The following is a 16,249-nucleotide window of genomic DNA, read 5'->3' as shown; positions in this document are numbered from 1 at the left end:
GAAGGAGAAAACATGTCGTATTTTCAACAAATGAAGGAAAAAGTGAGTTTCATAAAGGAACAAAAAGAAGTTTTCATTCTCGGCATTGAAAGTTCCTGCGACGAAACCTCTGCCGCTGTGATCCGAAACGGCCGGGAGGTATTGAGCAATGTCATTGCTTCTCAGATTGCCACTCACAGGATTTATGGAGGGGTGGTACCTGAAATTGCTTCCCGAAAGCATGTGGAGGCAATCAATGAAGTCATCGGAGAGGCCCTGCGGCAATCCGGTGTGCCAAAATCCCGGCTGGATGCTGTGGCAGTGACCTATGGCCCGGGTCTGGTGGGAGCCCTGCTGGTAGGGGTTTCCGCGGCCAAGGCGTTTGCATTTGGATTGAACAGGCCCTTGATCGGTGTCCATCATCTGGAAGGGCATATCAGTGCAAATTATATCCAGCACAAGGAACTGGTTCCTCCTTTCCTTTGCCTGGTTGTTTCCGGAGGTCATACCCAATTGGTTTCCGTAACGGATTACGGCTGTTATGAAATGATCGGGCAAACCCGGGACGATGCTGCAGGAGAGGCGTTCGACAAGGTGGCGAGGGCATTGGGACTGGAATACCCCGGCGGTCCGGCTGTGGATCGGCTGGCCAGACGCGGAAATCCCGATGCTGTGGCATTTCCGCGGTCCCATTTCAAGGATCATCCTTTTGACTTCAGCTTCAGCGGTCTCAAAACCTCCGTGATCAATTATCTGCACAACGAGGAGCAAAGGGGCGAGACGGTCTCCCGTGAGGATGTAGCTGCCAGCTTTCAGCAGGCAGTGGTGGATGTACTCACGGAAAATTCCATAAACAGTGCGCTCAGGCTGAATGGGAAGTATATTGCCATGGCAGGCGGAGTGGCGGCAAATTCTGCCTTACGGCAGGAAATGGAAAAAGAAGCGAAAAAAAGGCACATCCATGTACTCTATCCGCAGCCCGTTTTATGTACGGACAATGCTGCCATGATTGCCTGTGCCGGTTATTATCAGCTGCGAAAAGGCAATCTTTCCGATTTATCCCTGAATGCTGTTCCCCATGTTTCATTGCCTGGACGGGTTTATTCGGAACGTTCGGAAAGTTTATGAATGGAATCTTTCATAAACCTTTCAATGGACCAAAAGAAACGCTGGGAATAACCCATGGGGTCCGGATGTGGATAACGGGAGAGATCCTTTGAAATTTGGCTTCGAACCTGTGGATAACTCTGTGTATAATGTGGATATGCTGTTGTCTATAATATTCTAATAAATGAAGCACGGCATGATTCAACATTCTTCTTTCAAAAACAACAGGATTCGCATACTCTTTTGCTGTAAATACAGTATGCCGTAGTTTGCTCATGAAATCCGGATAATTTGAATCCATACGGAACATACTATATTTTGCCTTTATGAGAAAGAATCAAGGCTTATCTGATCCAAGCTGTTGATTCTTTTTTTGAACTGGAAAAATCCAGGTCATACCGTCGATGCAAAGGAGCATTTGTGATTATGCCAAACTTGGAACAACTGAAACAACTTGCTGAAGAAATGGCCGTAAAGCAGATAACCGCAGCTCCGGGCAGAAACAGAAGATGTAAGCTCCCCAGGCTGGGGGAAGCCAATCAGATTCTGATCCAGGCTTACCAATCCACAAGTGAGGACATCAAATCCAGAGGAAACATCGTTCCGGCTGCGGAATGGCTGCTGGATAATTTTTATGTAATAGAGGAACAGTTCAAGGAGACACAGTATCATATAACCAGTGATTTATCACGGAATCTTCCGGTTCTGACAAAGGGAGACCATGCAGGATTTCCAAGAATTTACGGAATGGCTGCAGAGCTGGTAGAATTTCTCAACGGAAGGCTGGAAGAGGAGACCATTGTTTCGTTTCTGGAGGAATATCAGGCTCACGCTCCGTTAACCTGCAGGGAACTTTGGGCGATTCCGTTGTTTCTTCGTATTTGCCTGCTGGAAACCATCAAGGATATCGCTGTGATGATTTCCGAATCCATAAAGCTGCGAAAGCAGGCGGATGAATGGGCTGTGAAACTGATGAACAGTCTGACCAGATCCAGAGAGGACCCGGACTATCGGGATGAATTCCGAAAAGTGATCACCGAACACGATGCAGCGAATAAAGTACTGAAACCGGTTTATGCAGAACGGCTGTTGCAGCGGCTGAGGGAGGAAGGAGGAGAAGCTGCACCCATTATCCGATGGGTGGATGGCAAGCTTGCCGTTCAGCACACCAGTGCAGATGAAATCGTGCAGCAGGTTCATCAGACCCAGGCGTCCAGTCAGGGTTCCATGGGAAATGCGGTAACCAGTCTGCGCCTCGTTTCCAATATGAGGTGGGATGAAATCTTTGAACAACTCAGCATTCTGGATCGGATCCTTCGTCAGGATCCCGCCGGCATATATTCTGCGATGGACTTTGCATCCAGGAACAGCTACCGTCACAGGGTGGAGCAGATTGCAAAAAAGCATCGTGCCAATGAATTGCAGGTTGCCGAAAAAGCATTGGAATGTGCAAGGGAAAATCAGGAGGATTCCCTGGAGAAAATGCGGCACATTGGATACTATATTGTCGATCAGGGCAGAAGTCTGCTGGAAGCAAAGATGAATGGGAGACTGTCCCGCCGGAAAACAGGAAAACGGAATGCATTCCTTTATTTTGGTTTCATCGGTTTGCTGACGGCGCTGGGTATGGTATTGTTCCTGGCTGCTGTCTTCCATACTTCCGTTCTCCCTGGTTTCTGGAATATGCTGCTTGCTGCCGTTTTGTCCTTTCTGCCGGTCTACAGCATTGCCATTGGTCTGGTTCATTGGGCTGCTGCCAGAATATGCAGGCCATTCCACATTCCCAAGCTGGAACTGAAAGAAGGAATTCCGGAGGAATACCGTACCATGGTGGTCATACCTGCCTTATTGACCAGTGAAAAACGGGTCATGGAGCTCATTGACCAGATGGAAGTGTTTTATCTTGCCAATCAGGAGGAAAACCTTCATTTTGCCCTGCTGGGGGATTATAAGGATGGACCGGAGGAAAAGACAGACAGCGACAATGTCATTGTGGATACGGCAAAACGGATGATTCACGAACTGAACCAGCGCTATGGACGGGAAAGGGAAGACATTTTCTATTTTTTTCATCGGTATCGCCAGTGGAACCCAAAGCAGAAATCCTGGATGGGCTGGGAAAGAAAAAGAGGGGCACTGGTTGAATTCAACGCCCTGTTGTCCGGAAGCAGGGACACCAGTTATTTCATCCAGGCAGGGGATTTGTCCGTCCTGAGCAAAATTGTATATGTTATCACCCTGGATGCTGACACCCAGCTGCCCAGGGATGCCGCAAAAAAATTAATCGGGGCAATTGCCCATCCATTGAACAAACCGGTACTGAGCGAAGACGGAACAAGAGTAGTGGAAGGTTATGGAATGCTCCAGCCCAGAATCGGCGTGTCTGTAGACAGCGCAAGCCGTTCGTTCTTTTCCCTGACCTTCTCCGGACAAACCGGCGTGGATCCTTATACCACTGCCGTATCCGACGTATATCAGGATTTGTTTCAGGAAGGAATCTATACTGGAAAAGGGATCTATCAGCCGGATGTGTTCAACAGGGTAATGAAGGACGCCATTCCGGAAAACAGTGTATTGAGCCATGACCTGTTGGAGGGCTGCTACGTAAGGGCCGGATTGGTCACGGATATTGAGCTGATCGATGGATATCCCGCCCACTATATCGGGTATACCATGCGACTTCACAGATGGACACGGGGCGACTGGCAGCTGCTCCCCTGGCTGGGATCCCAGGTTCGCAATCAGAAGGGCGAGCTGGCCGGAAACCCGTTGAATCGTCTCTCAAAATGGAAAATAACAGATAACCTGAGGCGGAGTCTGCTTTCTCCTGCTTTATATGTCATTCTTATCCTGAGCCTTCTTGTATTGCCGGGATCAGTAGCCCTGTGGATCGGACTTGTTTTCCTGACCCTTCTCTTTCCATTGATTACGGATCTGGCAGGAAAACTGCTGTCCCGTAAAAATGGCAATTATTCCGGGCAAAGACTGCCTGGTGTGTTGGAAGGCACCAAAAGCCTGCTCTTTCAGATCCTCCTGGGCTTTGTCTTTCTGGCGCATCAATCCTATGTCATGCTGGATGCTGTTTTCCGTTCCATCTGGCGGGTAATGGTCAGCCATCGGAACATGCTGGAATGGGTTACCGCTGCAGATTCTGATCGGAGATTTCGCGGGGAATTATCCGATTTCTGGGATAAAATGCGGGCTCCGGCTTTGCTGTCCGTTGTCTTTTTCATCGCCACGGTCACTGCAAGACCGGAATTCTGGCTGTACAGCCTGCTGTTCACCGTATGCTGGATCTTTTCCCCCTATATTGCCTATCTGGTCAGCAAGCCAAAGAACAAACACATTCCCAAGCTTTCTGCGGAACAGGATTTTAAAATCAGGGGAATCGCCTATAAAACATGGAATTTTTTCAACGAATTGGTTACCAACAAGGACAATTGGCTGCCGCCTGACAATTATCAGGAAGAACCTCCCATCGGGGTGGCACACCGGACTTCGCCCACCAATATCGGTCTCTATCTTTTATCCATATTGACTGCCCGGGATCTTGGTTATATCGGAACTTTGGAAGCTGTGGAGAGAACAGCGAACACCATCCAAACCATGCTTCGTCTGGAACAGTGGAAAGGCCACTATTATAACTGGTATCATACCCAGACTCTGGAACCGCTCCGGCCGTTGTATGTTTCCACCGTGGATAACGGAAATCTGATCGGCTATCTGATTACGTTGAGCCAGGGAATGGAAGAACTGTTCAAACGCCCCTTGATCGGAAAGGAAAACATCGCCGGACTCCGGGACGTTCTTTCCCTGAACAGCGGGGAGGAGGATATGGAGCATCAAAGCCTGCTGAATACGCTGATAGACAGCGAGACCGTCAGTGTATCGGAGTGGCGGATACTTCTGGACGACCTGAAAGGGCAGAGCAAGGCTGTGGACCAGCTGATTACGGCATATGAGACGGAGGAGGAACTGTTTTTCCCCTGGAGCCGGCTGCTTCAGAAGATTCCTGCCACTCTGCTGAGCGAAAAAGGAGTCTATCAGGAGACAGCCCGGAAAATGTCGAAGCTGCTGAAGCAGCTGAACGGGCCCATATCCCTTCAGAATATTTATGATCACTATCTGGGGATTTTAAAAAGCCTTTCTGAAATCATGGTATCCCTGAACCGGGATGCCTGTCAATCCTCCGGATTCCGGGAGTCCAGAAAATGGCTGAAGGATATGGAGATTTCCCTTGCCGGATCCTATTCCGCCATTCGGGATTTTGCCAGTCGATGCCGTCAGCTGCGCAGTGAAATAAAGGACATCATAGACAAAATGGATTTCCGGCTTCTCTATGATGAGAAGCAGGAGCTTTTATCCATCGGATATAATGTGGAAGACGGTCACCTGACAAAATCCTACTATGACCTGCTGGCTTCGGAAGCAAGGCAAAGCAGCTTTATTGCCATAGCCAAAGGGGACATTCCCCAAAAGCACTGGTTTAAACTGGGGAGGCCCCTGGCTCTGGTCGGGGATCTTCGGGTTCTCATTTCATGGAGCGGCACCATGTTTGAATATCTGATGCCCCTGCTCATCATGAGAAATTATGACCATACCCTGCTGGATGAAACGTATGCCGCTGTAATCCGGGGACAGAAACAGTTTTCGGAGCAGCGTCATCTTCCCTGGGGAGTTTCCGAATCCGGCTTTTATGCCTTTGACCTGCATCTCAATTATCAATACAAGGCTTTCGGCATTCCCCACCTGGGTCTGAAGAGGGGATTGATCAACGATATGGTTGTGGCTCCCTATGCCGGCATCCTTGCTTTGCCCCTGGAGCCTGCTGTTGCGTTCCGCAACATGGAGGTCCTGGCGTCGGAAGGTTTGGAAGGCCCTTACGGGTTTTATGAGGCGATCGATTATACACCGGAGCGATTGCCAAAAAAAAGAAAAAGCATGGTTGTAAAAAGCTTTATGGCCCATCATCAGGGCATGGCACTGATTGCCATCAACAATTACCTGAACAATAATGTCATGCAGGCACGTTTTCATTCTGCCCCCATGATAAAGGCCACCGAATTGCTGCTTCAGGAAAGGATGCCGCGCAGGGAAATCTATATAAAGGATTACGAAGAGATGGCGGGCCCGGATCTGGAGGAAGGAAGGAAGCATCAGGAATCCCAGGCAAAAAGAACCATCCATACGCCGCATACCGTTCTTCCGGAAACCGTTCTGCTGTCCAATGGCAATTACACCGTAATGCTGACCAACAGCGGGGGAGGGTTCAGCCAGTATTCCGGTCAGGCTGTCACCAGATGGCGGAAGGACGCTACCCGGGATGACTGGGGAGAGATGTTCTATATTGCGAATCTGAACTCCAATACTTACTGGTCCGCCGCTTATCATCCTGCAGGTATCCTGCCGGAGGATTACAAGGTCGTCTTTGAAACGGACCGTGCATCCTTTTATCGGAAAGACGGGAATATTGAAACCAGGATGGAGGTTGTGGTTTCTCCGGAGTATAATGGGGAAATCCGTCGCATTTCCCTTACAAATCATGGGGAAAACGGCAGAATGATGGAGGTAACCAGTTATTCTGAGATTGTATTGGCTCCCTTTTCAGCCGATCTTGCCCATCCCGCCTTCAGTAATCTGTTTGTCCAGACGGAATTTCATCCGGAGCGGAATATTCTGCTGGCAACCAGGAGACCGCGGGAAAAAACGCAGAAATCACTGTGGATGTTCCATACCGTTGTAACGGAAGGAGAAACGGTGGGCAGCATACAGTATGAAACGGACCGTGCCCGATTTATCGGAAGGGGAAGAACTCTGAAGGATCCGCAGGTAATGGATCCGGAATTCCCATTGTCTGATTCTGCAGGTGCCGTACTGGATCCCATTATGAGCATTCGCAGAAGAATTTATCTTTCCGCAGGAGAGACGGTTCGGATTTCCTATATAACCGGAGTTGCGGATTCCCGTGAATCGGCCATTGCCCAGGCCAGGGAATGTCAGAACAGCAATGTGGCAAATCGTGCCATGGAGCTGGCCTGGACACATTCCCAGGTGGAGCTCCGTTATCTGAATATCTCGGCAGGAAGGGCCAATCTGTATCAGGCCATGGCCTCACAGATTCTTTACAACAGGCCGCCGTCTGACTGGAAGCGGGAAATGATACGGAGAAACCGGAAAGGCAGGAGTACTCTGTGGACATATGGAATTTCCGGGGATTTGCCCATTGTCCTTCTGCGCGTCAGCAGGATGGAACATATGGAACTGGTGCAGCAAATGCTGACAGCCCATGAATATATGAGACTGAAAGGCCTGCAGGTGGATCTGGTGCTGCTGAATGAATATGGAAACAGTTATGAACAGCCGGTAAACGAACGCCTGAGGGAACTGGCCGGAATCAGTCATGCCCGCGACCTTATGGATAAGCCGGGGGGCGTGTTCCTCCGTCAAAGCAGCAATATACCGAAGGAGGATCTTTGTCTGCTGTTTTGCGCATCCAGACTGATTTTAAACGGGGAAGACGGATCGATTTCCTCTCAGCTGCTGTTGAATAAAAAATCCAATGAAACCATTCCTCTCCTGAACACGCAGGATATCGATTATCATGTGGTTTCCAAAAATGAAATTCCCCGGCCCGCGGGACTTGCCTATTTCAACGATATGGGAGGATTTTCAGAAGACGGGAAGGAATATGTCGTTTATTTAAAGGACAGGAAGGTAACGCCTCTTCCCTGGAGCAATATCATCTCCAATCCCGAGTTCGGATTTTTGGTCACTGAATCCGGTTCCGGCTATACCTGGTGTGGGAATAGCCGGGAGAACAAACTGACTCCCTGGTCCAATGATCCGATCCGGGATCCTTCCGGAGAAATTCTGTATGTCCGGGACGACAAAACAGGAGAATACTGGACCATTACTCCCATGCCGGTCCGTGAAGCGGAAAGTTACCGGATACGGCATGGGCAGGGATATACAGTATTTGAACATGCCAGTCACGGTATGATGATGCAGCAAACCATGCTGGTCCCCCTGAAGGATCCGGTAAAAATAATTGGTGTTTCCCTGAAAAACAATACGGATCGCCCAAGAAAACTTTCCCTGTTCTTTTATGTGGAATGGGTCCTGGGTGTGAATCGGGAAGAAAGCGGTCCCTTTATCCTGACAGAATTTGATGGGGAAACAAACAGTATGCAGGCATATAATTACTATCAGGAAGAATTTGCAGGGCGGACCGCATTTTTGTCCTGTAATCGGGATATCCATTCCTATACTTCGGACCGCAGGGAGTTTATCGGACGAAACGGCTCTCCGGACCAACCGGCGTGCATGACCAGAGCGCACCTTTCCAGCCGGGCCGATGAAGGGTTTGATCCCTGCTCAGCCATACAGGTGTCCATCGAACTTTCTCCCGGAGAAGAAAAAGATGTCCTGTTTTATCTGGGACAGGGAAAGAATCCGGATCAGGTCCGGGAGCTCCAAAGCCGGTATCCGGATCGAAAAAGCGCAGAAATTGCTTTGAAGGAAGTGAAAGCATTCTGGGAAAACATATTGGGGACCCTGCGCGTCAAAACGCCGGATCCTTCCATGGATCTTTTGTTGAACCGGTGGCTGCTCTACCAGGCCTATGCCTGTCGCATCATGGCGAGAACAGGCTTTTATCAGGCCGGCGGAGCCTTCGGCTTCCGGGATCAGCTTCAGGATGCAATGGCTCTTGTCTACAGTGCACCGGAGCGGACCCGAGAGCAGATCCTTTTATCCGCCGCCCATCAATTTCCGGAGGGGGATGTACTGCATTGGTGGCATCCGCCTTTTCGGGGAGTCCGGACCAGAATCACAGATGATCTGCTGTTTCTTCCGTTTGCAACTGCAGATTATATCGAAGAGACAGGAGATGAAAGCGTGTTGGAGGAGCCGGTGCCTTTTCTTTCGGAAACCGAGCCCCTTGGACCCGGCGAGCAGGACCGGTATGCCATTTATCAGGCTTCGGATGACCAATCCTGTGTCTATGATCATTGCATCCGGGCTTTGGAGCATGCCATGCAGTTTGGCAGCCATGGACTTCCGCTGATGGGGGGCGGGGACTGGAACGACGGAATGGATCGGGTCGGAATGGATGGCAAAGGGGAAAGTGTATGGCTGGGCTGGTTCCTGTATGACGTTTTGAATCGTTTTCTTTCCATTTGCGGAAAAAGGGGGGATACGGAACGGGCAGAGCGTTATGCGAAAACAGCGGAAACCCTGCGGATATCCATTGAGAAAAATGCATGGGATGGAGGATGGTATCGCCGTGCCTACTTTGATGACGGGACGCCTCTTGGTTCCGAAAAGAATGAGGAGTGCCGGATTGATCTGATATCCCAGTCCTGGGCAGCTCTGTCCGGGGGAGGAAAAAAGGAAAGAGTCCGGGAAGCCCTGCGGGCTGTTCAGAATTATCTGGTGGACGAGGATGCCGGCTTAATCCGGCTTCTGACTCCGCCTTTTGATCAGTCAAACCTGGAACCCGGTTATATCAAGGGCTATGTCCCCGGCGTCAGGGAAAACGGCGGACAGTATACCCATGCTGCCGTATGGTCGGTTCTGGCGTTCGCAGCGACAGGAGATGGCAATACGGCCTGGCGTCTCTTCCACCTGATCAATCCCATCAATCATACCAGGACCCATTTGGGAGCTTCCCGATACAAAGCGGAACCTTATGTTCTGGCTGCGGATGTCTATGCGATACCTCCTCATACCGGAAGAGGCGGATGGACCTGGTATACCGGAGCGGCCGGGTGGATGTACCGTACCGGGATCGGAGGAATGCTGGGCTTTCAGAGGAGGGCTTCCTCCTTCACCGTTCATCCATGTATACCGGAGGACTGGAGCGGATTTACCATGGAATATCATTATTGCGAAACAAAATACACCATTGATGTTGAAAATCCCAATAAGGTACAACAGGGAATTGCAGAAATGAAGCTGGACGGTCAGATCCTTGCCGATTCGGAAGTGCCCCTCTCCGATGACGGGAAGGAACATCATGTCAAGATCCTCATGGGAAACAGCCTGTAGATTCTGCAGATGCCTTTTTCCGCCGCCGCGGGTTATAAATCACCGGAGCCATGAATAATTTGTACTGACTGTGATACGACTGGGGGTGGAACGTTGAAGGTTTATTATCTGTCAAAGCGATGGATATCGGCATTCTGGATCCTGCTTGTCCTCCTGCTGCTTGTTCTTTTTTTTATGAAAAGCAGGGAGGATTCCCTGCAGCCCGCTTTTTCCATTTTATCCACTTCGGACCGGGTGATTGTTATCGATCCGGGACATGGCGGGTTTGATTCCGGCGCATTGAGTCCGTCCGGACTGAGGGAAGATGAACTGAATCTGAAAGTTGCCCTGAAGCTGAAGAAACTTCTTGCGGATAAAAAGAGTAAGGTGATTCTGACAAGGGATAACCAGCGTGGAACCGCATCCAATAAATCCGGGGATATGAAAAAAAGGGAGGAAATCATCCGGCAGAGCAACGCAGATATCGTACTGAGCATTCATATGAATCATTTCCCGGAAAGTCAGTATTTCGGCGCTCAGGCTTTTTATATGAGTGGCAGCGGAGAAGGAATGAGGCTGGCAAAATGTATTCAGGGGCGGATGGCGGAAGATCTGATCGAGGGCAATCACCGGGAAGCAAAAGCAGTGGATAATCTCCGGATTTTAAAAGCCAGCCCTGCGCCATCGGTCCTTGTGGAGTGCGGTTTCCTGTCCAACGCCGGGGAAGAAGCTCTCCTGAAAACGGAGGAATATCAGGAAAAGATCGCCTGGTCCATTTACAGCGGCATTCTGGAATATCTTTCAGAAGAAAAGGCATTTCATTGGGATGGGGATGGGAGGAATCCCCATCCTTTTCTTTTGCTGCATTCCTTCCGGGAATATCCCGGCCAACGATTATATAATATCCGGGAATATGGTATAATGAAACGGAAGGGATAAAGCATCAAATTGGTCCCTTCCTATCCGGTGGAAGTTGTTATATAATTAAAAGGTGTTTCCACCAAACGATACTTTAAAGCAAGGGGCGTACCAACATGTTGGATGGACTTTCCAGAATGTTTTCCTATATTGAACCGTATGTACAGTTTCCATGGGTCATCCGGCATATCATAGACATATCCATTGTGTCCTATGTGGTATACAAAATGCTTCTTTTAATCCGCGAAACCCGTGCAGAGCAGGTATTAAAGGGACTGACCATTCTGCTGTTTGTAACAAAGCTCAGCGAGTGGCTGCAGCTGAACACCATATACTGGATTTTAAAAAATACTGCCACGGTGGGTGTCATTGCCTTGCTGATCGTATTTCAGCCTGAGCTGCGTAAGGCATTGGAGCAGATCGGGCGGGGGCGTATCTTTGACCGATTTATGTTTATTCAGGACGAAAAGGATCCTCTTTTTTTTATCAATGAGATCGCAAGAGCTGTGCAGGATATGGCCAGGGCAAAAATAGGCGCCCTGATCGTTATTGAAAGGAAGACCGGTATCAACGATGTCATCGATACCGGTGTGAAGATTGATGGAGAACTTTCGGGATCCCTTTTGGAAAACATATTTGTACCCAATACTCCTCTTCATGACGGAGCCGTTATTGTGCGGGGATATCGGATTGCGGCTGCCGGATGCTTTCTTCCCCTTACGGACAACGGGAACATCAACAAGCAGCTGGGTACCAGACATCGGGCGGCTCTGGGCATTTCTGAGAATTCCGACGCCCTTGCCATTGTGGTATCCGAAGAAACCGGTGTCATATCCATAGCCAATAATGGAAAGCTTACCAGATATCTGGATTCCAAAGGCTTAAAGGAAATATTGAAAAAGGTGTATGTAAAGGAAAAGGAACCACGCTCCTTCATCGTGAAAAAGTGGAGGTCAAGGAATGAACAGGATGGACAATAAAAAACCATGGCAAAACGATCTGGTACTGAAAATAATTTCTGTTATCATAGCAGTTATTCTATGGCTGTACGCCATCAGTGAGCTGAATCCTGAAACAACCCGGCCCATTTCAGATGTTCCGATTGTTGTTGTCAATGAGGATGCATTGAACGACAAACAATTGACTTTGGTGGAAAAGCCGGTTGGCACCGTAACGGTCCGCATCCGGGGACTTGTGAATGACATCCGGAAAGTCAATACGGCGAATCTGAAGGCTGTCCTTGATCTGCAACACATAGACTGGACAGGGACCCGGAAAGTGGAGCTGAGGATCGAAGGGCTGCGCCCGCGGGAGGTAAAGCTGGATAAGATCCCGGAAGTGCCATTGACCGTGAATCGAATTACCTCCAGGAACATTCCGGTGAAAGTGAATCAGAAAGGGATTGGAAAGGCAGCAGATGGATATTCTGTTCATTCGCCAAGTGTGGAGCCCGAGAATGTTACCATATATGGTGCCCAGTCCCTGGTGGAACAGGTGGCGGAAGGTGTTGTGGAAGTAAAGCTGAATGGCGATGCGAGTACGATTGAACAGTCCATGCCTGTTCGGTTGATGGATTCCGAAAATAATGTTGTTTTCTCAGAATATCTGCATCTGCGTCAGGAAACCGTCATGGTGCGGATTCCGATTTATCCGATTCAGGAGATCCCGGTGAAGGTCAATATCACCGGTGTTCCCGCCAGCGGGTTTGTGGTGGATAAGGTGGAAGTCCGGCCGGACAGGTTAAAGGTCGACGCTTCTCCCGGTATAATGGAACAGCTGGAATCCTTGACTACCCAGGAAGTAAATATTCAGGGCGCAGCAAAGGATGTCCGAAAGACGGTGACGGTCAATAAAGTAAAGGGTTTATATTTATCTTCCGATCAGTCCTACCAGGTCAGTGTTGTGGTTCATATTCGGGAAACCACGGCAAACAAGGATATTGTCCTGAATCAGATTGATCTGAAGAATATTCCGGAAGGTTTTCATGCGGAAATCATCAGTGCACCGGTTACGGTTCAGTTGAAAGGATCGTATACCGCCATGAACTCCCTGAATGAGCAAAGCCTGACAGCCTCCGCTGATTTTGCAAAGATCAGCCCGGGGGACGGAGGCTTTCGTCCCGGCCAATATGATCTGTCTTTGGATCTAAAGGCTCCGAAGGAAGTACAGATTGTCAGCAAGTCCGCAGACAGGATAACCGTCCGGATTACATCGGTTGCTGAAGAAACGACATCCTCTGAAACGCCGAAGCCGACGAAAACACCGGAGCCGACGAAAACACCGGAACCGACAGAAACACCGGAGCCTACGGAAACGCCATAAGACGGGAACCAGGACATCTGTCCGGATATATAAAATGTGAATAGAAAAAGTACCTTCCAGAGTCAAAAGCCCCATAAAAGATGAAGGGGTAAGTTCCGGAAAGGGCTTGGAATAGAGGCTTGAAGAGATGATATTGAAGGTGTGGAAAGTGTGAAATTGATAAAAATGATCAATTGGAAGAAAATTTGGGCATGGCAAACAGACCTGAAAAAAATTAAAATTTCAAAGCTGAAAGATTAAATTCCACAAGTCAAAGATGAGCTGGAGTTGTCTGTGTACCGCCGGAAATAAATGCTGCAAAAGGTTGGGACTGTAGTTATTCCGCTATTTTGCGAAAATAAGTTCCGGTTTCAGCACTACATCATCACGATCTATTTCTCTTATGTTCAGAACCTTCGGCACGTCCTTACCGTAAAGAAAGCAAAAGACCTCAAAAGGTGTTTTATCACCAAGGGACTTTCGGGGTGCCGAATTAATGTGGGAAAACATAAGATCAATGCTTTCCTGCGTTAGACCGCTGAGGGGATAAGAGTTCGGGATGATATCACGCACGTAGTTGTGGTTGTTTTCGACATGTGGCTTTTGGCATGATTGCATAGGGTCGCAATAGAATATGCTAAGCCGCGAATTGCCGGATGGATTCAACTCAAAAAGTCGGTGCATCTCAAATTCGGGCCCACGGTCTGTGAGCAAGACAGGAAATAGTTTGGAGAATTGTTCCGCTCCAAGCTTTTCCTGAAGCCAGTCGATGCTTTTCGCCATGCTCTCACTGGTTTTATGCGGGTGCAGGAACCCAATCATGAAAGCAGTTTTGGGGAACAGGAAAGTCTGAATGTAAGGCCCTTCCTGACTATTGTAGACGGTATCCATTTCCACTGTTGGCGTTTCCGGATTTTCAGACAGGAAGTGCAGATAATCGGCGTATTTCCGTCCTTCATAGTTCGCCGGGGCCTTACGTTTTTTGTATTTTTGCCGGAACTGTTTGCGATTGACCTGTTCCTTGAGGGAAAAGTTGTCTACGCCATACTCTTTGAAGATTCCGCTTTCAATGTAATTATACAATGTCCTTTCACACTGTTTTACCTCTGGGTGCGCGGAAAGGATCTGATGAATGGACTGCCCTTTCTTAAGCAGGGGAACAAGGATTTGGGCAATGGAGTCACACTCTCCGGTTGTGAGGTTGACGCCCTCGCGGGTCTCGACAAGATCATCGTGGTATTTCTTATCAGCGGATACCGCGTTGTAGTAATACTTATCGAGATGGCATCCGGGGCTGTCCTTGCATTTGTTGCAGGCTCCCGGAGATTTGTCACGGCGATTACATATGGGCTCTTCATAGAAGGCGCATTTTTTAACGCAGGGCTTTGTTGGGCAGGTGCGCATTTTGGTGCACACAATGGGATGATTAAACGGATTGCGGGGTTTAAATCTGCGGTGCTTCCTGATTTCCTTTGCGACGGTGGTGGCATCTTTTCCGATGGTCCGTGCAATGGATGATTTGGTGGAATTGTTTTCAATTCCAACCTGGATGATCTTTCTGTCCTCCAAAGATAGATGAGTATTGTCATGAAGCAGTTGTCTCTTCATAATCATTGGCCTCCTTTGGCGGTACACCTTCATTATGAACTGTGGAACCTGGATTTGCAATCTTATTCTGGAATTTACCGTAAGACTTACGTCCAATGAGGTCGCTTGACTCTGGATGTTACTTTTTCTATTCACGCGGATATATAAAAGCAGAAATCCGGGGTTGTGGCTCTTTGAAATATATGATATAATAAATGTTGTTGGGCGTCTGTAGCTCAGGGGATAGAGCGTTCGGCTCCGACCCGAAAGGCCGCTGGTTCGAATCCAGTCAGACGCACCATTCATAGCGAATCCGAACCTGCTTCCAATTGGAGCGGTTCGGATTTCTGCTATCCTCCGGTGGAAAGAATAACGTGCGCATTTTCTTCGGACCGATCTGATATGACAGAACCATTTCTCCCAATTCAAGGCATGGGAAAACAGCAATATGCCAAAATATCATGAAATCAGTTTCCAACCAAATCATTCGGTGCTATAATCCTTATGAAGTGCAAAGGAAAGGAAGGAATGCATTGAATTTACGTGTGGTTATGGTGGACAGCAGTTACAATGCGCGCAGGGATATCGACAGCAAGGTGAAATGGGTGGAAAATGATTTTGAACTGGTCGGCGAAGCTTCCAACGGCGAGGAAGCGCTGGTACTTTTGCCCCATGTATCCCCGCATGTTATATTTACAGAGATCCGCATGCCGAAAATGGATGGTATCACCTTCATTGAAACGGCAAAAAAGCGCTGGCCGGATATCAAATATGTTATTGTCAGCAACTATGATAACTTTGACTATCTGCGGCAGGCCATGAAGGTCGGGGCATACGATTACATTCTCAAGCCGGTGAAGCCGGAAGAGATCAATCAGGTTCTGAAGCGGGCAAAGGCGGAAATTGAGACCAATGTAAGAAGATACTTTTAAAAGGCAGTTGGCAATGCACAACTGCCTTTCTTAATACGCTTTACAGAATGGGAGTGCTGTGAGCTTTTACCGGACCGCGCGATCCAGGCGGAAGCACGCCAGGATCATTTGTATTTTTTCCGTTCCCTGTTCTGTGATCTGAAAGCGATCTTCCTGTGATGAGGGACAGATATAATCCAAATCCCGAAGGGTCATGATGGTCTCCCATACCTGTGGCATATTCCGATGCCGAAAAAATGCCATCAGATCCTTTATGGACATTTCAGCCCGGTGACGGTATAATTGACACAGAATATCCGTTGCGTACAGGTATTGGGTCTGCCCGATTCCCTGTAATATAATGGGTATGAAATCAAACTGTTTCCGCACCTGGGTTTCCTCCTTTGTTGAAAGATGGA

8 protein-coding genes and 1 tRNA gene are annotated in these 16,249 nt (G+C 48.7%); 7 read left to right on the top strand and 2 right to left on the bottom strand.

The features are described from left to right. Positions 1 to 30 precede the first annotated feature (30 nt). The 5 genes from tsaD to QBE55_11790 all read left to right on the top strand — a co-directional run bounded on the left by tsaD (position 31) and on the right by QBE55_11790 (position 13,353). Positions 31 to 1,107, top strand: a complete 1,077-nt coding sequence (tsaD, locus tag QBE55_11810; GenBank protein ID WZL79935.1) for a tRNA (adenosine(37)-N6)-threonylcarbamoyltransferase complex transferase subunit TsaD — start codon at positions 31 to 33, stop codon at positions 1,105 to 1,107. 405 nt (positions 1,108 to 1,512) lie between these two features. Further along, complete coding sequence (locus tag QBE55_11805; GenBank protein WZL78194.1) at positions 1,513 to 10,134, top strand: glucoamylase family protein; 8,622 nt, start codon at positions 1,513 to 1,515, stop codon at positions 10,132 to 10,134. Between the two features lie 93 nt (positions 10,135 to 10,227). Further along, on the top strand, positions 10,228 to 11,052 hold the full coding sequence (locus QBE55_11800) for an N-acetylmuramoyl-L-alanine amidase (GenBank protein WZL78193.1): 825 nt from the start codon (positions 10,228 to 10,230) through the stop codon (positions 11,050 to 11,052). Between the two features lie 95 nt (positions 11,053 to 11,147). After that, on the top strand, positions 11,148 to 12,011 hold the full coding sequence (gene cdaA / locus QBE55_11795) for a diadenylate cyclase CdaA (protein WZL78192.1): 864 nt from the start codon (positions 11,148 to 11,150) through the stop codon (positions 12,009 to 12,011). Beyond that, entirely contained in the window at positions 11,992 to 13,353 is a 1,362-nt protein-coding gene (locus QBE55_11790; protein ID WZL78191.1) for a CdaR family protein, read from the top strand. The genes cdaA and QBE55_11790 overlap by 20 nt, the downstream gene beginning before the upstream one ends. 324 nt (positions 13,354 to 13,677) lie before the next feature. Here the strand turns inward: QBE55_11790 and QBE55_11785 are convergent, their stop codons facing one another. Further along, positions 13,678 to 14,940, bottom strand: coding sequence for an IS30 family transposase (locus tag QBE55_11785; protein WZL78190.1), 1,263 nt, complete (start codon positions 14,938 to 14,940; stop codon positions 13,678 to 13,680). A 204-nt stretch (positions 14,941 to 15,144) separates the two neighbouring features. Here QBE55_11785 and QBE55_11780 point away from each other — a divergent pair. Together QBE55_11780 and QBE55_11775 are read left to right on the top strand one after the other, a co-directional pair. Then, positions 15,145 to 15,220, top strand: a tRNA-Arg gene (locus QBE55_11780). Between the two features lie 232 nt (positions 15,221 to 15,452). Beyond that, the gene (locus QBE55_11775; GenBank protein WZL78189.1) at positions 15,453 to 15,851 is read left to right on the top strand and encodes a response regulator; all 399 of its coding nucleotides are present in this window, start codon (positions 15,453 to 15,455) and stop codon (positions 15,849 to 15,851) included. A 66-nt stretch (positions 15,852 to 15,917) separates the two neighbouring features. Here QBE55_11775 and QBE55_11770 read toward each other — a convergent pair whose 3' ends face one another. Next, positions 15,918 to 16,220 (bottom strand): hypothetical protein, encoded by a 303-nt coding sequence (locus tag QBE55_11770; protein ID WZL78188.1) that lies wholly within the window; start codon positions 16,218 to 16,220, stop codon positions 15,918 to 15,920. Positions 16,221 to 16,249 lie beyond the last annotated feature (29 nt).

The sequence above is a fragment of the Eubacteriales bacterium mix99 genome, assembly GCA_038396605.1.
Taxonomy (GTDB): Bacteria; Bacillota; Clostridia; order Caldicoprobacterales; family DTU083; genus UBA4874.
This window is presented reverse-complemented; position numbering and strand designations above follow the sequence as displayed.